General features: G+C 48.3%; 27 protein-coding genes, 1 pseudogene and 1 riboswitch. Of the genes and pseudogenes, 18 read left to right on the top strand and 10 right to left on the bottom strand.

The features are described from left to right. The first annotated feature begins 72 nt into the window (after positions 1 to 72). From C7R92_RS07300 to C7R92_RS07290, 3 genes are all read left to right on the top strand, one after another. Positions 73 to 426 carry a DMT family transporter gene (locus C7R92_RS07300; protein WP_106833733.1) on the top strand — a complete coding sequence of 118 codons (354 nt, stop codon included), beginning with the start codon at positions 73 to 75 and terminating at the stop codon, positions 424 to 426. Then, on the top strand, positions 423 to 737 hold the full coding sequence (locus C7R92_RS07295; protein WP_017249996.1) for a DMT family transporter: 315 nt from the start codon (positions 423 to 425) through the stop codon (positions 735 to 737). The genes C7R92_RS07300 and C7R92_RS07295 overlap by 4 nt, the downstream gene beginning before the upstream one ends. 132 nt (positions 738 to 869) lie before the next feature. Further along, positions 870 to 1,847 carry a cation diffusion facilitator family transporter gene (locus C7R92_RS07290; protein WP_106833732.1) on the top strand — a complete coding sequence of 326 codons (978 nt, stop codon included), beginning with the start codon at positions 870 to 872 and terminating at the stop codon, positions 1,845 to 1,847. 97 nt (positions 1,848 to 1,944) lie between these two features. Here C7R92_RS07290 and C7R92_RS07285 read toward each other — a convergent pair whose 3' ends face one another. The 6 genes from C7R92_RS07285 to sspK form a co-directional block, all read right to left on the bottom strand. Next, positions 1,945 to 3,282, bottom strand: a complete 1,338-nt coding sequence (locus C7R92_RS07285) for a hemolysin family protein (protein ID WP_017249998.1) — start codon at positions 3,280 to 3,282, stop codon at positions 1,945 to 1,947. Positions 3,283 to 3,499: 217 nt separating this feature from the next. Beyond that, the gene (locus C7R92_RS07280; protein WP_106833731.1) at positions 3,500 to 4,612 is read right to left on the bottom strand and encodes a site-2 protease family protein; all 1,113 of its coding nucleotides are present in this window, start codon (positions 4,610 to 4,612) and stop codon (positions 3,500 to 3,502) included. A 73-nt stretch (positions 4,613 to 4,685) separates the two neighbouring features. Further along, on the bottom strand, positions 4,686 to 4,982 hold the full coding sequence (locus tag C7R92_RS07275) for an iron-sulfur cluster assembly accessory protein (protein ID WP_106833730.1): 297 nt from the start codon (positions 4,980 to 4,982) through the stop codon (positions 4,686 to 4,688). Positions 4,983 to 5,124: 142 nt separating this feature from the next. Then, positions 5,125 to 5,481 (bottom strand): DUF3905 domain-containing protein, encoded by a 357-nt coding sequence (locus tag C7R92_RS07270; protein ID WP_069847490.1) that lies wholly within the window; start codon positions 5,479 to 5,481, stop codon positions 5,125 to 5,127. A 426-nt stretch (positions 5,482 to 5,907) separates the two neighbouring features. Further along, positions 5,908 to 6,087 carry a hypothetical protein gene (locus C7R92_RS07265; RefSeq protein ID WP_007724734.1) on the bottom strand — a complete coding sequence of 60 codons (180 nt, stop codon included), beginning with the start codon at positions 6,085 to 6,087 and terminating at the stop codon, positions 5,908 to 5,910. Between the two features lie 371 nt (positions 6,088 to 6,458). Beyond that, positions 6,459 to 6,590, bottom strand: a complete 132-nt coding sequence (sspK, locus tag C7R92_RS07260) for a small acid-soluble spore protein K (RefSeq protein WP_007724732.1) — start codon at positions 6,588 to 6,590, stop codon at positions 6,459 to 6,461. 98 nt (positions 6,591 to 6,688) lie between these two features. On the opposite strand from sspK, the gene C7R92_RS07255 reads away from it, so the two are divergent. The 3 genes from C7R92_RS07255 to C7R92_RS32275 are packed head-to-tail and all read left to right on the top strand — an operon-like array spanning position 6,689 to position 7,332. Continuing rightward, on the top strand, positions 6,689 to 6,961 hold the full coding sequence (locus C7R92_RS07255) for a DUF3886 domain-containing protein (RefSeq protein ID WP_106833729.1): 273 nt from the start codon (positions 6,689 to 6,691) through the stop codon (positions 6,959 to 6,961). Next, a complete protein-coding gene (locus C7R92_RS32280) occupies positions 6,961 to 7,107 on the top strand; it encodes a hypothetical protein (protein WP_007724729.1) in 147 nt (48 codons plus the stop codon). Before C7R92_RS07255 ends, C7R92_RS32280 begins: the two co-directional genes overlap by 1 nt. A 48-nt stretch (positions 7,108 to 7,155) precedes the next feature. Further along, positions 7,156 to 7,332 carry a hypothetical protein gene (locus C7R92_RS32275; protein WP_007724726.1) on the top strand — a complete coding sequence of 59 codons (177 nt, stop codon included), beginning with the start codon at positions 7,156 to 7,158 and terminating at the stop codon, positions 7,330 to 7,332. A gap of 44 nt (positions 7,333 to 7,376) precedes the next feature. On the opposite strand, the gene C7R92_RS07250 is transcribed toward C7R92_RS32275, so the two are convergent. The 3 genes from C7R92_RS07250 to C7R92_RS07240 are packed head-to-tail and all read right to left on the bottom strand — an operon-like array spanning position 7,377 to position 10,584. Continuing rightward, positions 7,377 to 8,564 (bottom strand): ABC transporter permease, encoded by a 1,188-nt coding sequence (locus C7R92_RS07250; protein WP_106833728.1) that lies wholly within the window; start codon positions 8,562 to 8,564, stop codon positions 7,377 to 7,379. Then, complete coding sequence (locus tag C7R92_RS07245) at positions 8,561 to 9,280, bottom strand: ABC transporter ATP-binding protein (RefSeq protein WP_007724719.1); 720 nt, start codon at positions 9,278 to 9,280, stop codon at positions 8,561 to 8,563. Before C7R92_RS07245 ends, C7R92_RS07250 begins: the two co-directional genes overlap by 4 nt. A 26-nt stretch (positions 9,281 to 9,306) precedes the next feature. Then, the gene (locus C7R92_RS07240; protein WP_106833727.1) at positions 9,307 to 10,584 is read right to left on the bottom strand and encodes an efflux RND transporter periplasmic adaptor subunit; all 1,278 of its coding nucleotides are present in this window, start codon (positions 10,582 to 10,584) and stop codon (positions 9,307 to 9,309) included. A gap of 210 nt (positions 10,585 to 10,794) precedes the next feature. On the opposite strand from C7R92_RS07240, the pseudogene C7R92_RS07235 reads away from it, so the two are divergent. The 10 genes and pseudogenes from C7R92_RS07235 to C7R92_RS07190 all read left to right on the top strand — a co-directional run. Beyond that, positions 10,795 to 12,144: pseudogene (locus C7R92_RS07235) on the top strand (glucose-6-phosphate isomerase); the annotation flags it as partial. After that, positions 12,139 to 12,384 (top strand): excisionase family DNA-binding protein, encoded by a 246-nt coding sequence (locus C7R92_RS33260; RefSeq protein WP_318533228.1) that lies wholly within the window; start codon positions 12,139 to 12,141, stop codon positions 12,382 to 12,384. The pseudogene C7R92_RS07235 and the gene C7R92_RS33260, both read left to right, overlap by 6 nt. A gap of 64 nt (positions 12,385 to 12,448) precedes the next feature. After that, positions 12,449 to 12,565: riboswitch (TPP riboswitch) on the top strand. A 636-nt stretch (positions 12,566 to 13,201) separates the two neighbouring features. Further along, positions 13,202 to 14,305, top strand: coding sequence for a glycine oxidase ThiO (gene thiO, locus C7R92_RS07225; RefSeq protein ID WP_106833724.1), 1,104 nt, complete (start codon positions 13,202 to 13,204; stop codon positions 14,303 to 14,305). 88 nt (positions 14,306 to 14,393) lie between these two features. Continuing rightward, positions 14,394 to 15,185, top strand: a complete 792-nt coding sequence (locus C7R92_RS07220; RefSeq protein WP_106833723.1) for an LSm family protein — start codon at positions 14,394 to 14,396, stop codon at positions 15,183 to 15,185. A 151-nt stretch (positions 15,186 to 15,336) separates the two neighbouring features. After that, on the top strand, positions 15,337 to 15,735 hold the full coding sequence (locus tag C7R92_RS07215) for a YugN-like family protein (RefSeq protein WP_106833722.1): 399 nt from the start codon (positions 15,337 to 15,339) through the stop codon (positions 15,733 to 15,735). 96 nt (positions 15,736 to 15,831) lie between these two features. Further along, positions 15,832 to 16,281, top strand: a complete 450-nt coding sequence (locus tag C7R92_RS07210) for an NUDIX domain-containing protein (RefSeq protein ID WP_106833721.1) — start codon at positions 15,832 to 15,834, stop codon at positions 16,279 to 16,281. A gap of 102 nt (positions 16,282 to 16,383) precedes the next feature. Next, positions 16,384 to 17,181 (top strand): NAD kinase, encoded by a 798-nt coding sequence (locus C7R92_RS07205; RefSeq protein WP_106833720.1) that lies wholly within the window; start codon positions 16,384 to 16,386, stop codon positions 17,179 to 17,181. Positions 17,182 to 17,206: 25 nt separating this feature from the next. Next, on the top strand, positions 17,207 to 17,944 hold the full coding sequence (locus C7R92_RS07200; protein WP_106833719.1) for an MOSC domain-containing protein: 738 nt from the start codon (positions 17,207 to 17,209) through the stop codon (positions 17,942 to 17,944). Beyond that, a complete protein-coding gene (locus tag C7R92_RS07195) occupies positions 17,941 to 18,429 on the top strand; it encodes a YbaK/EbsC family protein (protein ID WP_106833718.1) in 489 nt (162 codons plus the stop codon). The genes C7R92_RS07200 and C7R92_RS07195 overlap by 4 nt, the downstream gene beginning before the upstream one ends. After that, positions 18,426 to 19,013: a hypothetical protein gene (locus C7R92_RS07190; RefSeq protein WP_106833717.1), complete on the top strand. Its 588-nt coding sequence runs from the start codon at positions 18,426 to 18,428 to the stop codon at positions 19,011 to 19,013. The genes C7R92_RS07195 and C7R92_RS07190 overlap by 4 nt, the downstream gene beginning before the upstream one ends. 68 nt (positions 19,014 to 19,081) lie before the next feature. Here C7R92_RS07190 and C7R92_RS07185 read toward each other — a convergent pair whose 3' ends face one another. Continuing rightward, entirely contained in the window at positions 19,082 to 20,335 is a 1,254-nt protein-coding gene (locus tag C7R92_RS07185; protein ID WP_106833716.1) for an MDR family MFS transporter, read from the bottom strand. A 158-nt stretch (positions 20,336 to 20,493) separates the two neighbouring features. Here C7R92_RS07185 and C7R92_RS31970 point away from each other — a divergent pair, with 158 nt between their 5' ends. Together C7R92_RS31970 and C7R92_RS32765 are read left to right on the top strand one after the other, a co-directional pair. Next, on the top strand, positions 20,494 to 20,670 hold the full coding sequence (locus C7R92_RS31970) for a hypothetical protein (protein ID WP_158265727.1): 177 nt from the start codon (positions 20,494 to 20,496) through the stop codon (positions 20,668 to 20,670). A gap of 744 nt (positions 20,671 to 21,414) precedes the next feature. Continuing rightward, positions 21,415 to 21,567 (top strand): hypothetical protein, encoded by a 153-nt coding sequence (locus C7R92_RS32765; RefSeq protein WP_244195679.1) that lies wholly within the window; start codon positions 21,415 to 21,417, stop codon positions 21,565 to 21,567. The last annotated feature ends 268 nt before the right edge of the window (positions 21,568 to 21,835 follow it).

Raw genomic sequence — 21,835 nt, 5'->3', positions numbered from 1 at the left:
GTATTTTGGGGAACGATAAAAACGGATACGTCCGTTACCATGAGCGTAAAAGAAAGAGGAGGGAGCCAGAGCATGGGGAAATATTGGTTGATGGTTGTCGTCGCAGCAGTATTTGAAGTCATGTGGGTAGCGGGCTTGAAGCACGCCGATAGCTTTTGGTCGTGGGCATTGACCGTCTTAGCGATTATTATCAGCTTTGGTGTTTTGATCTATTCAGGGAAAAAGCTGCCGACGAGTACGGTTTATGCGATCTTCGTCGGTTTGGGTACGGCCGGTACGGTTATTAGCGAAATGGTCCTGTTTGGAGAACCGTTCAGCTGGACAAAAGTAGGCTTGATCGGGCTTCTTCTGGGGGGAATCCTTGGTTTGAAGCTGGTTACACCGGATCATGAAGAAAAGCCGCGAAAGGAAGGTGAAGTGGCATGACATGGGTAGCCTTAATTTTTGCAGGGTTGTTTGAGGTCGTAGGCGTGATGGGGATTACACAGGTCAACACGAAGCCTTCTTTCCGTTCTTTTACGGTACTAATCGGCGGTTTTTCGATCAGCTTTCTTCTTCTGTCTCTTGCAATGAGAGAAATCCCTATGGGAACGGCCTATGCGGTTTGGACAGGGATTGGTACGGTAGGTAGCGCTCTTGTCGGGATGATGTTTTATGGAGAAGCAAAAGACAAGCTGCGGATCTTGTGCATCGCTGTGGTGATTATAGCAGTAGCAGGATTGAAATTAGTAGCATAAGGTAGCGGTAACAAGGAAAGGCAGATAATCCACTTCGGATGTCTGTCTTTTCTTTTTTCTCATTAGAAACACTCCTTACGAATAGGGAATAGTAAAGGAAATCGTCTCGTTCAAGGAGGGAATGGCAACACCATGGGCTCTTTTTGGGCAACGCTAAAAAAGGGAAATATGTCCTCGGCGACAGCGGCTTTGGGGAACACGGGGCTTGCTATCGCAAAAGGGTTTGGGGCTGTCTATAGTGGGAGTGGAGCCATGTTTGCGTCGGCGATGCATTCGGTAGCCGATGCGGTCAACCAGTTCTTCGTTTTCTTTGGCAGCGTACTCGCAGAGAAAAAACCGACACCGAGGTTCCCTACAGGCTTTGGTCGTGTCATTAACATTTTCTGTATGGTCGCGGTGATCGTCGTAACCATCATGGCCTACGAAACCATTATCAAAGGCTTCCATCTCATTTCCGAGCCAGCAGAATCCAGCCATTTTTGGTTGAATTTCATCATTTTGTCTCTGGCAGTCATCGTGGATGGATACGTGCTGGTAAAAGTGATGTTTGAAATCGTTCATGAAGCTAGGGTGGAAGCGAAAGGCTTTGCTGTCATCCCGGCAGCCTTTCGGAATGTAGGACGTGCAGCTCCACCGACACGACTTGTCTTTTACGAAGACATCGTGGCAACCCTCGGTGCGTTATTGGCGCTGATTGCCGTTATCGTCACTACATTTACTTCCTTTGCCTTGCTGGACGGGATTGCCACCATTCTGATTGGGATTCTCATGGTGGGTGTGGCATTCAAGGTAGGGTACGACAACATGGTCGGTTTGATTGGTATTGCCGCTCCCAAAGAAATCGAGGAACGGGTAGCCAAAGTCATTTTTGCTGACCCGGATGTGACGGACATCAACCGGATGCGGATTGTACAGGAAGGGCGTTTTTACCATGTGGATTGCTATGTAGAGTTGCGGACAGGACTGAGTCTTGCAGTGGCAGACGATATTAAATTCCGCATTCGCGACAGCTTGCTCACCGACCCGGATATTAGCGATGTGACGATGGGAATTTTGGAGGACAACGGCGAGGACGACTGGAAGCCACTCACGGGCCAGGAGACCACGTAGACGAACGAGAACGACGAAACTCACCTGCGAAATAAAAAAGCCCCGCACCAGCCAAGTAAGCAGGTGTGGGGCTTTGGTTTGTACTGAGGTGTGATGATTAGGAGACGGTCAACAGTTCTTGTTGCTCCGATTCATCTTTTTCCAAACGCGTAATCAGGACGCGTGTGACACGGTGATGATCCATCTGTTTGACGGTGAACAGGTGGTTTTCCCATTCTACTATCGCGCCAACAGCGATGTCTTCTTCGAGCTGGCTGTACAACCAACCGCCGATTGTGTCTACATCTTCGGATTCGAGTTCGAACGGAAGATGGTCATTCAGGTCAGCTAACACGAGCATACCGGATACGGAGAGGCCATTGTCCAGCTTCTCAATCTCTGGTCTTTCCTCGTCAAACTCGTCTTGGATATCCCCAACGATTTCTTCCAGAATATCCTCCATCGTCACGAGACCGGCTGTTCCGCCGTATTCGTCGATGACAATCGCGAGCTGTGAACGGTTTTTCTGCATCAGGCGCAATACCGTGCTGATTTCCATGGTTTCCGGTACGGTCAGGACAGGGCGGAGCAACGAATCCAGCTCCACGCTTCCGTCTTGTAACGCAGAAAGGTAGAAGTCTGTCGCATGGACAAAACCAATGATGTTGTCCTTGTCTTCAGCTGCAACTGGAAAACGCGTGTGGCGTTGCGAGCGGATAATCTCCAGGTTTTCTTCAAAGGTATTCGTCGTATATAAGCAAACCATATCAATGCGCGGGATCATCGTTTCCCGAGCAACGGTTTCGGAGAAGTCAAAAACTTGTTCCACAAGAGCCAATTCGGTTTGGTCGATATGGCCACTTTGGTGACTTTGGTTGACCAACAGGCGAATTTCTTCTTCGGTATGTGCCGCTTCATGTTCCGAGATGGCTTCGAGTCCGAGTCGTCTCATGAGAGCGTTGGCTGTTCCGTTCAAGAACCAGATAGCCGGGTAAAGCAATTTATAGAAAAACATCAATGGCGCGGCAACCCACAACGAGGTCATTTCTGCTTTTTGAATGGCCAATGATTTCGGAGCCAACTCACCCAAGACAATGTGGAGGAATGTAATAATCGCAAAGGCTACACCAAAAGAAATCGCGGAGATTGCATATTCAGGCAATCCTGAAGATCCAAGCAAAGGCTCCACAATCATATGGGCAATGGCCGGTTCTCCGACCCAACCCAGTCCCAGCGAGGCGAGAGTAATCCCGACCTGGCAGGCAGATAGGTAGGCGTCTAGCTTATGCGTTACTTTTTGGGCATAGACTGCACGTCTGTTACCCTCATTCACCATCTGTGTCAGGCGCGTTTGCCGCACCTTCACGAGTGAGAACTCTGCGGCTACGAAAAAGCCGTTAAGAAAAACAAGAAATATAACAAGCAGTAGGTTGAGCACTATCGGGACGGTGTCCAAGTAAAAAGTCATCCTCTCTGGAATTTTATGAAAGTACTATTTTCTATTTTACTCTGATTGGGTGGAACGCACAAAAGCGATATACCACCGTAGGGGGCGTTTTACGCCCTTTGGGTCGGGAAGAGCGACCCTCAGATAACCGTAGCGCACGTTTTTGCGCTCGGAGAAGGCCGCAGATAGGCATCCATTTCTGTCAAGCAACGCAAAGTGCAAGCGGTTACCTGTGCAGAATTTGTTGGGCGTAGACGAAAAACGCTGACAGTACAGCAGCTAGGCTGAGATAGGCAACTAACACTTTCCACTTCGTAGAGGCAGGTGCATCGTAATACGTAGTGAGCTGGTGCATTTGCTCATCCAGTTCGGCTAATCTCTCTTGCGCCGCACGTTCCCCATCCCGAAGCGCATCCGATGGGATCGGTCGGTTCGGGTCCGAATCGTAAAACAAAACAGGCTCTCGTTCCCACAGTCTGAACAGTTCCCATTTTCTGTTCACATACACTTTATCGAGTCGCTTGAAGTCACGCTGAAGGCGTTGTTTGTCCTGCAAAAACGGAACATAAAATTTCTTCAAATCTTCCTGATTGATTGCATTTACCTCGGCATTCATTTGCGTGCGGATATCCCATGTCGATTCCAACGCGGGCCATTTGGCTATGCTTTGCTGGAAGTCTGCAATTCTTTCGCGCTCATATTGCAGGAGCTTTTGTTGATAGCCGCCACGTAGGCGGTTGTACCACGTGATCAAGCCGATGATGAAAATAAACACGGTAATCGGTCCTGGGTTGGCGAACAGCATAACGCCCAGACCGACTAACCCGATAAACCAAATTTTCGTCGACAATACCGAAACGATGCGGCCTCCATCTAGCGGGGAGATGGGCAGTAGGTTAAATAAATTAAGCATGGCACCCAAGTAGATAACCAACCCCCAGAAAGGGTCCTGCGTATACCAATACAACGGAAGGGCAGGCAAGAAAGCAATCATTCCTGCCAAGGGTCCGCCGTAGGCTAAATATGCCTCGGTCTTTGCATCACGCGGCATGTCTTTCATGGCGATGAAGGCTCCGGCAAAAGGAATAAAGACAGCGGGTGAGGTCGCGATTCCTTTTCGTTTGGCGGCAATCACATGCCCCATTTCGTGGACGAAGATCAGATAGACGAGAGCCACGGCGAATTTCCATCCGTAAAAAACGGCATACGCCCACAAAGTAATCCCCATGGATATAATGGTGGTCCCGAATTTTGAAAACTTCAGTATGCTAAGTATCCATTTTAAATTGGCAAGTAAGAAAGCACCGATCGCCAAAAGGACTGAACGGCTTTTTTTCATCGTTTTTCCTCCCAGAAGATATAGGCAGATATTCCTTCTTACGAATCAAGCCAAAAGAAGTTTCTGTCTAGTGCTAATCCAGACGAGTGTTGGTGAAGTGAAAGCCGTACTCGCCATAGAGCGGATTGTAGCTCAGATGTCCCCCGTCGAAATACCAGAAATCCGTTGGACGAATGACAAATCGCAACCCCTCTACTTCAAATACAGCATCATCGGTGAGGACCTCATCTTTTTCAATCGCATAAAACATACCACCGGTCCCTGGGCCGCTTGTTCGTACATACAATCGAAGTGTATCCCCCGGTACAAAGCCGGCATAACGTTGATAGGCAAGGGAAAACACTGGCTCTATCGCAAGTGTGATACTCATGGACTAGCTCCTTTCTGCTACTTGTCTTCCATTGTAACACAAGTCAGAGTAGTGTCCCGAAGCTCCAGGTGCAAGCGCAATCCAAAAACACCCGTCCGGCCAGAAGTGCTTCTGCCGAACGGGCTGCATGAAAAAGCTGGCATTAGTCCTTGCCTTTGCTCACATCAAAGGTCGGGTGCATAAAACGCGCTCCATCTTGTTCTTCTTGATCCTCAAGAAGCTCACGATTTTCTATCGAGTTCCAGCCAATGTCGTTGGTCGGATGTACCCACTGGTCCCCTGCCATGATGGAGGGATCGGTTTCCGTGCTCCAGTTGTGTAAGGGAGATTCCTGGGACTCGTACAAGCTGTCACCGATGACGACTCCGAACTCATTGACGAATGGCTTTTGAATCGTACGGGACGAGTTTTTGAAGTCAGGAGCACTGATTTGGTGCGGCAGCGTCCCATCGAGGGAAATATCCTTCGTCTTGTCGTTCTTTTGCTTATCGTTATCCATCATCTGGACCTCCTTTTTTCCCATAGCATGCATCAGTCACTAACCCCTTATTCGGTTTTGGAGGGGAGATCGCGCTCAGCCCAAATGAGACCCAGCTGCATATGCTAAAAAAGGGGGAAGATCTGATGGTAACGAGTGTGATCATTCCCGTGAGAGATGCAGCTCATCAGCTACTGTATACCTTGTTTAGCCTGAACTGATGGTCTGATTCAAGGTCTGGGAATCTCTGAAGAGGAATATTGGACTGACTATGTCGTTAAAGGATACAAGAAGCAAAACACGATCAGTAAGCTCCGTAGTGAGGTTTTAGAAGGCATTGAGGATCAGGCTAAGTGAAACGAAGCTTGGGAAGAATTTGTAAAAACATTAACAAAGTCATATTCAATCGATCTAAAATCGATTGAATAAATGAAAGTGGCAACCCGTCTAGTTTTCCTTATTTGTTTCACGGGTTTCATCCGAGCGTACTTTTCCAGACATTACATCATCGTAAGGGGTATAGTTAGGCGGATTTGGAAGTCTTTTCTCCTTGATTGATCGGAATACAATTCGGGCAATCAGGGCAACAAAAGTAAATATAATCAGAACTACAATCACTTGTGTCATGGTACAATCCACCACCTATGAGTTTTTAGTCTTAACGACACGCGCAGAGTTTCTCTCAGCCGATTGTTTTTGCAATCGGCTTTTTGTATACAGTAACGCAGCCAGCCAGTGAGTGGCAAACCCTCATCTTCGTCTGTCACAATATTATGCAAACAAACGCCCGAATCCTCAATTTGTAGGCTTATAGGACTCGATTAATTTGATGATTCTTTCCTGCTGTATAATTTCTTCGCGTAGCTCTCCAATGAACTGTTTCCGCTTTTCCAAATTGATTTAGTTTCATTCTCATGAGATTACACTCACCCTAGACTCATCAAACTTTAGAAAGAATAAAAATCGCCGAGCATAATGGCTGCCCGGCGGTTTTTTTGTTAGCGGTTTTCTTTTAGCCTTTCTTGTGGTTCACTATTAATGGAGCCGTCAGAGCGGACAGCCTCGGATTGGGCTTTGGGTCCTCGGATTTCAGCAGTTTTTCCAAAATCTTTTTCTTTGTTGCGAACCATGTGATGTCCTCCTCTTTGTGAAAGATGAAGATAGTATGACCCGGATGGGGCCAGAGAATGAGGACAGAATGAGGATAGGGAAAGGGTGGCAAATTTCAATGGCGAAAAAACAACGAAAACCACAGCGTCAAGCAGAGACAACAACTACGGTAGACGTGAAAAGTGGATTGAACAGTTTGAAGGATATGCTGAATGCAGATGCGCTCGGAGCACTCAAGCAGCTTGAAAAAGACATGAAGACAGAAGGCGAGCGCAAAGAGAAGGAAGCAGCCGAACAAAAGCGCCGGGAGCAGGAAGAACGCGAGCGCAACAAGGGCTTTGCTGAGCTTTTGGACGATTACGAGAAAAAAAGCGGAGGCAAGTACAGCTAATGCGAGATGGACGGCAAACGGACCGACCGGATACTTCCAAAAACGGTTTGATGAAAAAGCGTCAACAAGATATCAAGGACGAGTCCATCAAGGAACGGGGCCGAATGGTCCTCGGTCGATTGGGCAAAAAGGATCCGAAGAAGTGATTTTTTCCCTCTCATCCCCATATAGCTAGGAGTGAGGGGAGGGAGGTCATGGGGACAATCCTGCTCCTGTTTAGCCTCTTGTGCGTGGCGGTGGGTACCTGGAAGTTAATCGGGATCTACAAGGCAGAAAAGGCTGACAGCAAGCCGCTCTGGTGGACAGTCGCGAGCGTGGGGATTGCGCTTTTTTTTCTTTTGAAGCTGGTAACAGATACGTTGCCAACATAAACAAGCACCTGTAGCTAGAGAGCTTACAGGTGCTTGTTTTTTCCTTATTCGTAACGCAGTGCTTCGATTGGATCGAGCTTGGCTGCCTTATTGGCCGGATAAAGGCCGAAGAATATACCGATGGCACTGGAGAAGCCGAATGCGATAAACACGCTGTTCCAGGACATAAGCGGCGGCAACTGTGCAAAATAGGCGATGATCGAAGCAATACCAAGGCCAAACAACACCCCGATTAATCCACCGATCAAGCAGACGATGACCGATTCAATCAAAAACTGAATCAAAATATCTCGACGGCGTGCCCCTAATGCTTTGCGAATCCCGATTTCGCGAGTACGCTCTGTCACGGATACGAGCATGATGTTCATAACGCCGACGCCGCCAACCACGAGGGAGATTCCTGCGATGATACTGAAGATCAGCGTCAAGGTGCCCGTCATTTGATTAAACTGATCCATTGATTCTTGCATGCTGCGAACGCTGTAATGGTCTTCCTTTTGATGCTTGCGGCTCAAGTACTGTTTGACCTGCTGCATGGCTGGTTCGACAGAGGCTTTGTCGATCGCTTTTCCCATGATCATTTGGACAGAAGGCTCTTCCTGCAGACTCATTTCGTAACGGATGGGAATAATTGCTCCATAGCTCGTTGCCATATCGAACTTGAACTTCTCTTCCGTGTACGTCCCAATTACGACGAGAGATTGATTCCCCCAGCGAACACGCTGACCAATCGGGCTCATTTGACCGAACAGCTTTTGGGCAAGAGCCTCCTCTAGGACGATGACGGCGCGTTGCTCTTTGTCATCGACCTCGGTGAAAAGTCGCCCTTTTGCCACCTTCAATGTTGATTGCATCGAAAAATAATCAGCAGTGGAGGCAGTGAGGTTGACGCGCTCTTCTTTTTTCGGACCTTTCAAATCAATCGTACTGGAGTTGGAAGGCACGATGTATTCGATGGCGGGACTAATCCTGCCGAGCACCTCGGTATCTTCTACGGTCATATCTTCTGAGGCTATCTCTTCTTTTGTCTCCCAATTGATGAAGACGTTAAACGTGTTCTGCCCGAACTTTTCCATCTCTTCGTTGATGGCTCTCTGTCCACCTTCACCGAGTGCCGTGACGACAATGACGGAGGTAATCCCGATGATGATCCCGAGCATGGTCAAGATCGAGCGCATTTTATTCGCCCAGATACCCTCCACGGCGGTGTTAAAGCTTTCCATAAAATTCATGTGACAATCACCTCGTCAGACGGCTTGGAGAATATCCGCTCCGTAACCTTTTCATCGCGAATGATCACGCCATCCTTGAAAGTCACAATCCGCTCAGCGTGCTGGGCGATATCCAATTCGTGGGTAACGAGAATGATCGTAACGCCCTGCGCATGCAGTTCCTGAAACATGGCCATGATTTCGACCCCGGAGCGGCTGTCCAGATTTCCCGTCGGTTCGTCTGCCAACAGGATGGCTGGTTTATTGACTAGTGCTCTGGCAATCGCTACACGCTGTTTTTGACCACCGGATAGCTGGGTTGGTTTATGGTCCATGCGTTCAGCCAACCCCACCCGTTTGAGCGCTTCTGTAGCCCGTTTGCGCCGTTCTGAGCGGCTGACATTCGCGTACATCATCGGCAGCTCTACATTGTGCAAGGAGCTAGAGCGGGCGAGTAGATTAAACGATTGGAACACAAAGCCGATCTTTTGGTTGCGAACGACGGCGAGCTCCGTATCCTTCAGACTGCTAACCTCAATGCCGTCTAGCATGTACGAACCCGAATCTGGACGATCCAGGCAGCCCAGCATGTTCATAAACGTCGATTTCCCTGATCCTGATGGCCCCATGATGGCAACGAATTCGCCTTGTTCCACCAGCAGGGAGACACCTTTTAAGATGGGCAGTACGGTATCACCCGTCTTGTATGCTTTCGTCAAGCCTTCTACATGAAGCATCGTCGGCTGACCTCCTTCTTTACGTGTTACATACCCATTGGTGCGCCGCCGCCACTCATTGGCATGATAGGAGCTCCTTCAGTCAGGGATTCGACAGGGCCTAAAATCACTTGCTCATCACCGTTAAGTCCAGACTTGACGTGAGTGAACAACTCATTTTCCATACCAGTTTCGACCTTTTGCTTTTTCGCAACACCATTAGCAGATACCCAGACAAAGGTACTGCCGTCAGCATCTTGCTGTATAGCTTCGATTGGCACTTGCATGGCATTATCGATTTTTTCCACGGAGATGTTGATGTCAACATGGAAGCCCGGCTTCAAAGCAGATAGATCTCCAGCTGGCTTGAGGGTGACTTTGACGCGTGTTTTTTCACCTTGCCCCGACTTGGTGGCAGTAGTGGTCGCTGTTGGAGAGATGCGAGCTACTGCCGCATTCAGCTTTTTCTTTCCGAGTGTCACGCCTTCAATCGTGGCAGATTGACCCATTTTGAGCTTGTTGACATCGGATTCGTTGATGTCTGCTTCAATCAACAGATTGTTTAGATTGGCAAGGGTCAAGATTTCCGTTCCCTTGTTGACGTATTGACCGTTATCAGCTGCAACGCCAATGACGGTTCCATCCATAGGTGCCACGACGACACTTTGGACTCGTTCTTTATTCAGCTGAGCTTTTTCTACATTCAGCTTGTTGATTTGGGCTTGCTGAGCGGCAATGTCTTCCTTACGTGGCCCCTTTTGCTTGAGAGCGAGCTGTTGCTTGGCGACATTCAGCGTAGATAGAGCGCTATCCATTTGTGATTTCAACTTGTCCAGCTCTTGCTGGGTGGAAGCCCCAGAAGTGAATAATTGATTCATCCGATCATATTCTCGCTTTGCCGCATCGTATTCACGCTGGGCTTGGGAGACACGTTCTTGGTCCTGTGCGACTTCTTCCGGCTCGTTGCCGATTTGTGCCTTGGCGAGGTTGGCTTTGGCCAATTCCATTTGCGCGTCCATCTCGAGGATTCGGCTATCGACATCGGACGTGTCGATTTTCGCGATCACTTGTCCCTTTTTCACCTTGTCGCCTTCTTTGACGACAAACTCGCGTAAGGTTCCGGTGACGTTGGCGTACTGTTTGAGCTTGTCTTCTACGGTGACGAGCCCTGATGTCAAAACCTTGCTTTCCAAAGCTGATTTCGTAGGTGCGCCGATGTTGACAGGCATTCCCATAGCTTGTTGCGATCCCATCATAGAAAACGCAACACCCCCGATGCCCAGGAGGACTACGACGGAACCGATGATCCACCATCGTTTTTTCATGTTCATTCTCCTTGCTTTGGTAAGAACCATATTATTTCATTGCTCGAAAGGTTTTTACGGTAGTACTGGAAAAAGGTAACATGAAATGACGAATGTTCACATTTTGGACATAATTAAACGCATTTTGATACGTTTTGTCGGAAAGTTCTTTGCCGCCATTTGCCGTGATATCATAGATAAAGATGAGATGACGTTCCTCGGAGGGGAGCTATGAACAAAACGATTCGTTTTGATTACGCCAACGCTCGAGTCTTTGTCAAACAGCATGAGTGGGAGCAGCTTTCTCCAGCGATCGAAATTGCGCATCAAATGCTTCATGCAAGGACTGGACCTGGAAAAGATTATCTTGGGTGGGTCGATTGGCCGGAACAATACGACCGGGACGAGTATGAACGAATTCGCCAAGCGTCAGCCCGGATTCAATCGAATTCGGATGTGCTTTTGGTGATTGGCATCGGAGGCTCGTATCTAGGCGCAAAAGCGGTGCTTGACATTTTGGGCCACAGCTTCTACAATTTGCTGCCGAAGTCCAAGCGACGTTCTCCAGAGATTTATTTTGTGGGCAACAATATTAGTCCGATTTATATCTCTCATCTGATGGACGTATTAGAAGGAAAAAATGTGTCTATCAACGTCATCTCAAAATCGGGCACGACGACAGAGCCAGCTATCGCATTTCGACTTTTTCGGGAATGGCTGGAAAAGAAATATGGACGTGAAGAGGCCAAAAAACGAATTTACATTACGACCGATAAACAGCGGGGAGCCCTGAAAAAGCTGGCGGGTGACGAAGGCTATGAATGCTTTGTCATTCCAGATGATATCGGAGGGCGATATTCAGTCCTGACCGCGGTTGGATTGTTGCCGATCGCTGTAAGCGGGGCGAACATGGATGCACTCATGCAAGGGGCAAAGGATGCACGCGAACGGTACATGGTCATGGATTTGCGCGATAATCCGTGCTATCAGTATGCGGCGATTCGCAATGCACTCTATCGAAAAGGCAAGACAGTGGAGCTGTTGGTTAGCTATGAGCCGCAGTTTCGCTACTTTGCGGAGTGGTGGAAGCAGCTCTTCGGGGAATCGGAGGGTAAGGATGGCAAAGGGATTTTTCCGGCTTCTGCCGAGTTTTCAACGGACTTGCATTCGTTGGGCCAATACATACAGGACGGCATGAGGCATTTGTTTGAGACCGTTGTGTCTGTGACGAAGCCTGCTGTGGATTTGACAGTCCAGGAGGACCCCGCTGACGTCGATGGGTTGAATTTTTTGACTGGCAAACGAATGGGGTATGTCAATAAAAAAGCTTTCGAGGGAACGGTGCTGGCCCATGTGGACGGCGGTGTACCGAATCTGCTTGTGGAAATACCGGAGGCGACAGCTTACTATCTCGGTGGACTGATTTACTTTTTTGAAAAGGCATGCGGAATCAGCGGCTATTTGCTGGGCGTCAATCCGTTTGATCAGCCAGGGGTGGAGGCGTACAAAGCCAATATGTTTGCCTTGCTGGGCAAGCCAGGCTACGAGCGGCAGAAAGCGGAACTGGAGGCTAGATTGCGAGAGAATAAGACGTATTTGACCGTCGAGGAGACAGCTGCTTATTTGGAGCTTCCCGAGACGTTTATTATGGAAAAAATCAAGCAGGGTCGCATCCGTGCTGTCCATGACGGCAATGAGTACATCATCAACAAAGAGCAATTCAATCATCATCTGGAGGAAATTCGCAAGCTCCGGGAGTTCGAGGATGCCGCGCGTCATGACCCGATTCCAGAGAGCTACGATGTGAAGGATGAGGATTAACCAGCGGACGTGCTTGTCAGATGGTTGTAAAGAGGACTATACTTACAAAGGAATATCATAATAAACAAGCAACTTGGGGAGTCCTTCATGCGGGGCTGAGAGGATGGAAGCAATCGACCATCGACCCATTGCACCTGATCCGGATCATGCCGGCGCAGGGATACGGTTGCCGGCAGACTGCGCTTTTTGCTTATTGTTACCTATGCGTATGTAGCCCACCTTTTCCTGCTCAGGAACGGGTGGGCTTTTTGTTATGGAGTTATGCGTGGCTGTAGTGGAGAGAAGAATATTTCCAGTCTAGGCTCCAGGCTCCGTCCTGCTGGGGGTCAAGACTGCCCGCTCCGAAGGGATTCGCGGGGAAACGCAAAAGTGGTAGCCGCTTCGTAGTCCGGGCACGTTGCGTTTCTTTTGCCCGCTCATCCCTTCTCCGCTCAGTAGGACTCCACAAGTCGCTACGTCTGGAAATATTCTTCTCTGGCGTAACTGATTGCGTTCTTCATTAATTAAAAATCTTTAAAAAATCGGATAACACGAAAAGCTCGTAGAGGAAACAGGAGAAATAAGCGAAGATCTTAGGGACACCGACCGAGACGGAATGCAAAAAGCGAAACACGCTCTTAAGCGTCCACCTCTGAAATGCATCCTGAAGAGACCACTTTGGACGCGGTTTCGCTTTTTGCATGGAGTCGTGCCGTCAATCCCGCAGGGGGTGGCCCTAGAAGCTGAGCGTTTTCTCCTGTTTCCTCCACACCACAACAGCAACATACAAGACGTTTTTTATTAGAAGTAATCGCAACTTAGTGAGGAGAGAAAAAAGATGAGTGATTGTCTGGTAGTGGGTGGAGGAATTATCGGATTGAGCTTGGCATACGAGCTGTCACGGCGCGGGGTGAGCGTTACCTTGGTCGAGCAGGGAGAATGGGGAGGTCAGGCTTCTTCTGCTGCGGCCGGAATGCTTGCTCCTTTGAAGGAATTCACGGCACCTGGACCGATGCTCGATTTGGGCATGGAATCACTTGCGCTATACCCGGAATGGGCAGCGGAGCTGGAGGAATTGACTGGTGGAAACGTACAGCTAAGCCTGGAGGGGTTGCTGACCGTCGCGTTAAATGAGGAGGAAGTCCAACAGCTCGCCGACAAGTACCGTTGGCAAAAAGAAGCGGGACATGCTGTGCATTGGCTCTCGAATACAGCGCAAGTGAAAGAGGTAGAGCCACTTCTGACCGATCAAGTGCAAGCGGCCATCTATTCGCCGTACGAAGGACACATTAACAATCGAATGCTTCTTCGCGCCTTGGCTACTGCTTGCCAATTGCAAGGAGTGAAGCTGTTATCTGGCTGCGTGGTGAGCGGCATTGCGGTAAAAGGTGGAAAAGTGATCGGAATCGAGACTTCTGCAGGGTCACTGCGTGCCGCACAGACGGTGATTTCCTCGGGAGCATGGGTTGGAATGATGCTTGCGATGCTGGGTATTTCCGTGCCGATTCGCCCTGTACGCGGACAGATTGCGGCCGTCTCGTCCGTGGGCATCCCATTGCGAACGGTGATTTTCGGAACGACAGGCTACATCACTCCGAAAAAGGATGGAAAAATTGTCATTGGTGCGACTGAGGATGAGAGTGGCTTCCAGCGTGACGTCACAATGGCGGGGTTAGCTAGTATCCTGCAAGGGACCATGCCGTATGTTCCTGCGTTACACTCTGCTACCTTTTTGGAGGCTTGGGGCGGACTTCGACCTGCGACACAAGATGGCAAGCCGCTCTTGGGCCCCGTTCCTGGCTGGGAAGGTCTGTCGATCGCAGGTGGACATTTTCGCAATGGTATCCTGCTTTCCCCCGTCACGGCTAAATCGATGGCGGACTTTGTGGAAAAAGGGGAGACGGAGCGCCTTTTGCCATTTTTACCTGCCCGCTTTCTGTAAATTGGGCTAGTCTCGCCTAGATTCCGGTAACCTCCCCATGGGCACTTGTATATGGTAATAAAGAAACACCAGAAGGGGAGGAGTTACCATGCAGTCTGATTCTGATAAAAACCTGTATCAGGCTGACATTCAGTTTGTCAGCCTGTTAAAGGATATGCGAGAAAATGTGCACAACATCTGCAAGGAGCACGTGGAGAAAAAAGTGCGCATCGAAGCAATAGACGGGCAAGTGTTTGAAGGCGTCATTGTCGATTATGATGATCAAAACGTATACGTAGAAGTTGTAGATCAGGATGCGGAGGAAGAAGAAGTTTTCGAAGAGTATGATTATGAGGACTATGAGGACTACAATCCTTATCAAGTAATGGAAGTGGCCAATCGGCAGCCGTATGGAGGATGGGGGCACTATCCTGATTATTACTTTCAGTATGTGAGCTATAATCCGTATGCAGGTTATCCTCCCTATGGCGATCTCAGTCCTTATGGAGGTAATCCATATTTTTCGCAGGCAAGTCCCTACGGCGATGAGTACAATCCATACAGTCAGGTCAGTCCTTTCGGCAGTTCCAACAACTCGCGGGTCAGCCCGTATAGCAGCAGTAATCGTCCCGCCCCCCAAGTCAGCCCGTATAGCACCAGCAATCGTCCACCCCAAGTCAGTCCGTATAGCGAGCAGAAGCCACAGGTGAGTCCTTGGGAGCAAAATATTTCGCCATTTCCACCATTCCCGCCGTATCCGCCCTTTTTTTGTCCGCCGCCGCCACCTCCACCGCCCTATGTTTTGCCAAAAGTTCAAGGGAGAAGACGGAAAAGATGCCGGAACGGACGTAAAATCATTCCATTGGCGCTCTTTACGCTCCTGACAATTGTCTTGATTTAATGGTGGGGAATTTACAAGCCTCTCAAGGCCATCACGGCTTAGGAGGCTTGCTGCTTTTTGTAGATGTGAGAGTACAACCTCGCCTTTTGTCACACACTACGAACAAAACGGTGAACGTTTCTCACAGAATAAATAAAGGCAGGGATCGACGATGAAACAAATAAACAGCAGCTTGCCAGGCACGCGGGCGACATTTGGCTATTTTCGTGAAGCGCTTCAGCCGCACTTTACATTATCCAACTGGGATTATGAGCAAGGGTACTTCGACCGGGCGTTGGATGACAAAAACACGGTCTTTTTGCGCTTGCCTGTCAAAGTATTGCAAGGTGAGCTCGACAGCCCGGATGCATGGCTGGAACTCGGACGGCCGTTTGTGATCAGGCATGTGTACCAGACTGGGGTAGAGGAAGATATCGGCTACATGGAGCCGCTTGCTTCGGGTTTGATGAATCAGTTTCAGGAGCCGGTAGACAAGGACGCAGAGATGGATTCGAGATGGATTCGAAAAGCAGAGGCAATTGTCAAAGAGCTGGAGAATCGCCTCGCGTGAGACAGGCCGTCGAAAGGCCTGTTTTTTTCTTGACCATAGCAGGGAAAATATAGGTCGCCAAAGAATGGTAGCACATGGAAAAAGCGAGGTGGAAATATGGCCTGGTACCATGCAGTGGTGAAATGGTATTGGAAAATCCGCAAGCCGCTCACCTTAGGTGTCCGTGTCATTGTAACGGATGTAGAAAAGGGAGTCTTGTTAATTCGGCATACGTATGTCCATGGCTGGTATTTGCCGGGAGGAGGAGTAGAGCGAGGAGAGTCGTTTGGGGATGCTGCTCGCAGGGAGTTGTGGGAGGAGTGCGGAATACGAGCGGACGGATTTACCCTCTGCCATCTTTTTTACAGTGAGCGGGAAGGGAAACGAGACCACATTGCCTTGTATCATTTTGACCTCACGTCCGGTCAAGAATTGAGTAAGGATGACAAAGAAGTAGCGGAAATGCGCTTTTTTGCTTGGGATGAGCTTCCTCGGGAAATATCACCAGCTACAGAGAGGCGTTTATCTCAATTTCGCAAGCAGTCTTTTCAGAGTGACCGCTGGTGACAAGTGGGATTTTATGCAAGTCGATTTTTCCTATGGTATAGTGAAGACAAACAACAGAGCGTGCAAGACCGCTTGTAAGGATAAAAGTGAGGGCAGACCAGCATGAAGATTGCGACTGTACTGCGAAATGATGATTACACACGAGAAGTGGAACATGCCTTGAAAGAAAAGCTGCAAGCAGCCAATAGCCCGTTTACCTTCGTCAAGGGGCCGGCTGAACAACCGGATATGGTGTTGTCCATCGGGGGAGATGGGACGCTTTTGGAGGCCGTCCATCAATACGGAATCGAGCCGTCCTATGTAGGGATTCACACGGGACATCTTGGCTTTTATGCGGACTGGCGTCCCGAGGAGCTGGACGAATTCGTTGAGCGACTGTTAAACGAAGAGCCTCTGATCGCGGAATATCCAACGGTCCAATGCAGGATCAGCACAAGGGAAGGTAAGCAGTACGAAAAGTGGGCGCTGAATGAAATGGTTTTGCGCAACGCGAACTTGTCTACATTGGTGACATGTGTCTATATAAACGGCGATGAGCTGGAGACATTTCGTGGTGATGGCTTGATTGTATCGTCACCGTCAGGAAGTACAGCTTATAACAAAGCCGTGGATGGAGCGATTGTTCATCCGTCCATTGAGGCGATTCAATTGTCCGAGATCGCTTCGATCAATAACCAAGCGTATCGGACCATCAACAGCTCGCTCGTCTTGCCGAAGCATCATGAAGTAGAGCTGATTGTCATGAATCCCGAGATTATGATTGGATTGGACCGCGAGCAGGCGGTATGGAGAGATGTGCGTTCCATTCGGTGCCGAGTGGGACAGGACAAAGTAAAATTCGCTCGCTACAAACGATTGACGTTTTGGGGGCGGGTTCGCAATTCGTTTATTTCCGGATAGAGAAAGCGTTGGGGAGGGAAACCAAATGAAAAAAGTAGGAACACTGCAAACCATTTTCCGTCATCCTGTCAAAGCAATGCGGGGGGAAGAGCTAGCATCAAGTACGGTCGATGAATTTGGCTTGTATGGAGACCGTGCCTATTATTTTTGGGACAATGCCCGGCAAGGTAAGTATCTCAGTGCGGATGTCGTGCCCGCTCTCATAGGGTATCATGCCAGCATGACCGAAGGGACAGGAAAAGAAGCGTATCCGCCGATTCGGATCGAAGCCCGGGATGGCAGTGTACATACGTGGGATGATGCTTTATTTGCTCATGTCGCAGAGACGGCGAAGCGCTCCATTACGCCTATGATTAGTAGTCCGCAAGAAGGCGGTGTGAACTGGGAAGACCACATTCTCCTGGTTACGGATGCGTCTCTTAGAGAGATCGCGCGGCAGATTGGCGCAGAGCAGGTAGATCCACGACGCTTTCGGGGGAATTTGGTCGTTGTCTTGGAGGATGATGAGCCGTTCGCGGAAGACAAATGGTTGGGCAAACAGATCAAAATCAATGATGTGACCTTGCAAGTCAACAAGCACTGCGAGCGCTGTGTTTATGTCAATATCGACCCAGATACGCTGACGATGACTCCTGCCGTATTGAAGGCATGCGTCAAGCGTCACAATAATCACTTCGGCGTGTATGCTTCAGTTGTCAAGACAGGCAGTGTGTCGCAAGGCGATGACGTTTTTTTAGTTGAGATTGGGAGTGAAGGAGAATGATCGCAAGCCCTCTGGAAAAGGTTCGTAGCTACGTACAACGCTATGACTCGAGCATCGAGCCGATATTGTTTGAACAGCCGTTGCCTACGTCCGAAGTGGCTGCACAGGCATTAGGTGTCGAGATCGGCCAAATCGCAAAGTCGATCTTGTTTCGGGTGGATGAGCAGTTCGCCTTGTTCGTGGCAGCAGGAGATGTACGAGTCCATCCCAAGCAAGTGAAGGCGGCGTTTGGTCAAGGAAAGCCAAAGATGGCTACGCCGGAAGAGGTAGAAAAAATGACGGGCTTCCGTGTCGGAGCAGTTTGTCCGTTTGCTTTGCAGGAGGAAGTGCCTGTCTATGTGGATCGCTCCTTGAAGCGCTTTTCTGTGATTTATACGGCGGCTGGTATCGCAGAATCACTTTTGCCAGTCACTTATGAGGCCTTGCTAAAAATGACAGGGGCGAAGGAAATCGATGCGGCTTCGCCAGAAGGGAACCCAGAATGAAAAAATATGCAGTCTCTATCTCAGTAGCAGCAATAGTCGTAGTCGCGGGTCTTACCGTATTCGGAGGTTCTAACCAAACGACTGCAATTGAAAACAGCATTTCACATGAGAAAGAACAAAAAATGAACCATTCTGATTCTGCGTTTAAAAATATGACAACCAAAACGTACCTGAGTAATTACAACAGCATAAGAGACGAATTAGCTGAAAAGGGTATTCACACGTTGCCATTTGCGCTTGAACTAGAGAAGAAAACAAACTTCTACCGCTTTTATTATCCAAAGCAAGAAAATTCGGCAAACGAAAAAGCGATATGGGTAAGCGTTATGCTGAGCGGTGATCAAAAAACAATAGACGGTATCATGTATGAAGGGGTTCCTGACGTTCATACAGTGAAGGCGATGATTCAAGCGACTGGACTTATCTGGAGTCCGGAGTTGGATCAGTTCATTGCAAATACCAACGTTGCAAAAACACCAAAAGAAATGATTGTTTCCGGTGTGAAAGTAACGATCGAAGGAACGCCAGCACAAATAAAAGTAATGGTTGACCCCGTGAAATTAGAAGCTCCGAAAAAATTATAATCTTGAACGAAAAAAGTGGTTGGCAGGAGGTTATCGCTGCTCAACCACTTCTTGTTTTCGGCTATAGCTTATCCGTAATGAACTGACTCGCGTTTCTGAACGATTTGGAATAGCTTCATATAAAAAACGGCACTCAACAGAGAGCATAGCAAGATGAACGCGAAAACACCAATAGGCATGATCCACTCCGAAAGAATGACGGTTACGGGAGCGAGGAAGCGGCCGAGCGAGTACTGCAGGTTAGAGGCGCCCATGTACTGTCCTCGTGCATGTTCTGGTGCGTATTTGCTGACGAAGCTCTGCTCGACCGGCGTTCGCATCACTTCCCCTACTGTAAAAATGACCACGCATCCGAACAATAGCCATGCATTCGTCGTGAATCCCACCAAAAACATGCCCATGCCAAACAGCAGGGAGGACAAGAGGAAGACATTCCGGTCGCTCCAGTTCTCAAACCATTTGGTAACAGGCAGGGCGCACAGAACAAACAGAAGGCCGCTTATTCCCAGCATCCATCCGAAAATTTCCGTACTGCTAAGCGAGAGCGACCATGCTTTCCACGATAGCAGTGTCTGCGCTGGGACGAATTCTTTTACATAGACTGCCAAAAATAAATCGAGCTGCACGATTGCGATCGTAATCAGCATGCCTGCGAAAATATAAATAGCAAAGGCTTTGTCGCGTAGAATGACGGTGTAGCTCTGCCATTGCTCCTTCATAACAGAAGGGAAATGGATGGAGGCGACAGAGCTTTTTACGGACTGTGGCAGTGTCTCTCTCACATGGAGCCAGATCGCAATCGAATACAAAAAAGTGACAAGCGCACAAGTCCATAGCAGCTCACTGCGGTATTGAAAGAAAAAGATGGCCCCCAACGCGGGTCCCAATACGGCGCCAATGTTCATAGCTGTAACGAAGGTAGCGAATATTCTGCGTCTGTCTTTTTCGGAGGTGAGATCAGCGACCATCGCAGAACTCGCCGGGCTGTATACCGCTTTGCCAAGCCCGATTCCAATAAACGCAAGATAATCGATCCAAGAAGAGAGGGAGAAGGCAAACAGGATAAACATGCCTGCCTGCAAAAACGCTCCTGACAACATGACATATCGACGACCAAATCGGTCAGCCAAATAGCCGCCAAAAAGATTGCCGATCATACTCATAATCGGTGGCACTGTCATGAGTAACCCGGCAACATTTTTGCCAAAGGTATCACTAAAGTGGAGGGTAAGGAAGGGAAAGTACATCCAAAACAATAGGTTGAAAAGCGTCTCGCCGATCAATCTGGTCTTCAGGTTCAGATCCCATGACAGCCATTGCACAGCAGGGTTACCTCCTGTTTTTTGATTCCCTGGCCAGGTACACCTACTTTAGTGCAAATTTTCAAAAAGATATAGAAAAGGTATAATTTCCTTATTATAGTTCTATAGTTCTCGTACTTTTTACACTTCAAATCTAACAGGCAACGGAGAATGTGATTATGAAAAAAGTAGCAGGAATCACGCTTATGGTAGCGTTGCTAGGTTTCAATGCATACCTGTGGCCAACATTGATTAAGGAAGTAAAAGCCGATCAGAAAAACACGAATAGCGTCCCAAAAGCAACGCAAACGACTTCAAGGGACGAGGCCAACCAATGTATCAGCGTATCCGGTTGAACAACCAGTAGTTCAGTCAACCCCATCAGAGTTGGTAGGAAGCAAGCCTGGCACAAAAGCGAAAGAGCAGTCATCTACAAAGGCCGTACAGACGGCTTCAAACAAACAACCAAAGAAAACGGTCAAAAAGCCTTCCAAACCATCGAGACAATCGGATGGTCCAGACGTTCAGATGTCCTTTACAGTTGAGCCAACTAGGATACATTATGAAGAGACGACCTATACAACGACGAGCAGCTACGGCGGTGGGTCGTTCAATATGCCGCTCCAATATAATCCGTATACGGGAAAAGTCGAAGAACCATTCAAAATTACTCTAGACAACATATATCCTGATACTCCGACGTTGGACGAACACAAACAGAGACTTGGTATTCCAGTGACTGTTGAACCGTATGTACCTCCTGTAAAAAAGGATCAACAACGACTCGCACCGCAGTCTTATCCAAGATGATAGGATAATGTGGGATCAAATGAGTAGCCTATGATTGGATGGCGATTTATATGAGAGTTTTTGAAAGATGGGGAAGAACTCGGTGTTCAGATTGGTGTTCAGTCTTTGGACTCCTTGCAAAAAACCATTTCACTATATCTCTAAACAAGAGGCATTGACAGAACTGGCTTTCCGAAATGATATACCTAGTAGGGTATGATAAGTAAGGTATTCATTATTTTTTTGTTTAGTAATATACCCATGCCGGTATTCGTAAAATTGATAATTAAAATCTATAGGAGGAACAAATCATGTTGAACATTATGACAGCTGAACAGCTTGCAGAAATTGTAATGCATAAAGAAAATAAATTTACTATGAGTCATGAAAAGATTAGCGAAGTCGACTCGATCTCCGATCCTGAGCGTATAAGTCAGCTTGATCTGGCGGTATTGAACGATTGAACACAGTTGTGCAACGGTATACAATTACATTTTCCAGCCAGTTAGTTAAACCACATGCTATGTTTTTACTCTGAATACAATAGTTCGTGACTTTGATGGAATGGATGATGGTGATCCATCTGTTTCCCCTCAATTTGGTTGTGAATTTTGTGGAAATCCTATGTATCCTGAGTATTATTAATGGTTGCATAGCTATGAGTACAAAATCTCAGATATCCTCTAACGGAAAAGGGCCTGAATTTCGCTCCGGGTTTTCTTAAAAAATAGC

The organism is Brevibacillus porteri, from assembly GCF_003013475.1.
Classification (GTDB): Bacteria; Bacillota; Bacilli; order Brevibacillales; family Brevibacillaceae; genus Brevibacillus; species Brevibacillus porteri.
Note: the sequence above shows the minus strand (reverse complement) of the source record. Positions and strands in the feature narration are given on the sequence as shown.

Bases quoted from the DNA above. Each gene is read 5' to 3' on its own strand.
- C7R92_RS07300 (WP_106833733.1), top strand. From the start codon at position 73: ATGGGGAAATATTGGTTGATGGTTGTCGTCGCAGCAGTATTTGAAGTC.
- C7R92_RS07295 (WP_017249996.1), top strand. From the start codon at position 423: ATGACATGGGTAGCCTTAATTTTTGCAGGGTTGTTTGAGGTCGTAGGC.
- C7R92_RS07290 (WP_106833732.1), top strand. From the start codon at position 870: ATGGGCTCTTTTTGGGCAACGCTAAAAAAGGGAAATATGTCCTCGGCG.
- C7R92_RS07280 (WP_106833731.1), bottom strand. From the start codon at position 4,612: ATGAAAAAAAGCCGTTCAGTCCTTTTGGCGATCGGTGCTTTCTTACTT.
- C7R92_RS07275 (WP_106833730.1), bottom strand. From the start codon at position 4,982: ATGAGTATCACACTTGCGATAGAGCCAGTGTTTTCCCTTGCCTATCAA.
- C7R92_RS07270 (WP_069847490.1), bottom strand. From the start codon at position 5,481: ATGGATAACGATAAGCAAAAGAACGACAAGACGAAGGATATTTCCCTC.
- C7R92_RS07265 (WP_007724734.1), bottom strand. From the start codon at position 6,087: ATGACACAAGTGATTGTAGTTCTGATTATATTTACTTTTGTTGCCCTG.
- sspK (WP_007724732.1), bottom strand. From the start codon at position 6,590: ATGGTTCGCAACAAAGAAAAAGATTTTGGAAAAACTGCTGAAATCCGA.
- C7R92_RS07255 (WP_106833729.1), top strand. From the start codon at position 6,689: ATGGCGAAAAAACAACGAAAACCACAGCGTCAAGCAGAGACAACAACT.
- C7R92_RS32280 (WP_007724729.1), top strand. From the start codon at position 6,961: ATGCGAGATGGACGGCAAACGGACCGACCGGATACTTCCAAAAACGGT.
- C7R92_RS32275 (WP_007724726.1), top strand. From the start codon at position 7,156: ATGGGGACAATCCTGCTCCTGTTTAGCCTCTTGTGCGTGGCGGTGGGT.
- C7R92_RS07250 (WP_106833728.1), bottom strand. From the start codon at position 8,564: ATGAATTTTATGGAAAGCTTTAACACCGCCGTGGAGGGTATCTGGGCG.
- C7R92_RS07245 (WP_007724719.1), bottom strand. From the start codon at position 9,280: ATGCTTCATGTAGAAGGCTTGACGAAAGCATACAAGACGGGTGATACC.
- C7R92_RS07240 (WP_106833727.1), bottom strand. From the start codon at position 10,584: ATGAAAAAACGATGGTGGATCATCGGTTCCGTCGTAGTCCTCCTGGGC.
- thiO (WP_106833724.1), top strand. From the start codon at position 13,202: ATGAGTGATTGTCTGGTAGTGGGTGGAGGAATTATCGGATTGAGCTTG.
- C7R92_RS07220 (WP_106833723.1), top strand. From the start codon at position 14,394: ATGCAGTCTGATTCTGATAAAAACCTGTATCAGGCTGACATTCAGTTT.
- C7R92_RS07215 (WP_106833722.1), top strand. From the start codon at position 15,337: ATGAAACAAATAAACAGCAGCTTGCCAGGCACGCGGGCGACATTTGGC.
- C7R92_RS07210 (WP_106833721.1), top strand. From the start codon at position 15,832: ATGGCCTGGTACCATGCAGTGGTGAAATGGTATTGGAAAATCCGCAAG.
- C7R92_RS07205 (WP_106833720.1), top strand. From the start codon at position 16,384: ATGAAGATTGCGACTGTACTGCGAAATGATGATTACACACGAGAAGTG.
- C7R92_RS07200 (WP_106833719.1), top strand. From the start codon at position 17,207: ATGAAAAAAGTAGGAACACTGCAAACCATTTTCCGTCATCCTGTCAAA.
- C7R92_RS07195 (WP_106833718.1), top strand. From the start codon at position 17,941: ATGATCGCAAGCCCTCTGGAAAAGGTTCGTAGCTACGTACAACGCTAT.
- C7R92_RS07190 (WP_106833717.1), top strand. From the start codon at position 18,426: ATGAAAAAATATGCAGTCTCTATCTCAGTAGCAGCAATAGTCGTAGTC.
- C7R92_RS31970 (WP_158265727.1), top strand. From the start codon at position 20,494: ATGAAAAAAGTAGCAGGAATCACGCTTATGGTAGCGTTGCTAGGTTTC.
- C7R92_RS32765 (WP_244195679.1), top strand. From the start codon at position 21,415: ATGTTGAACATTATGACAGCTGAACAGCTTGCAGAAATTGTAATGCAT.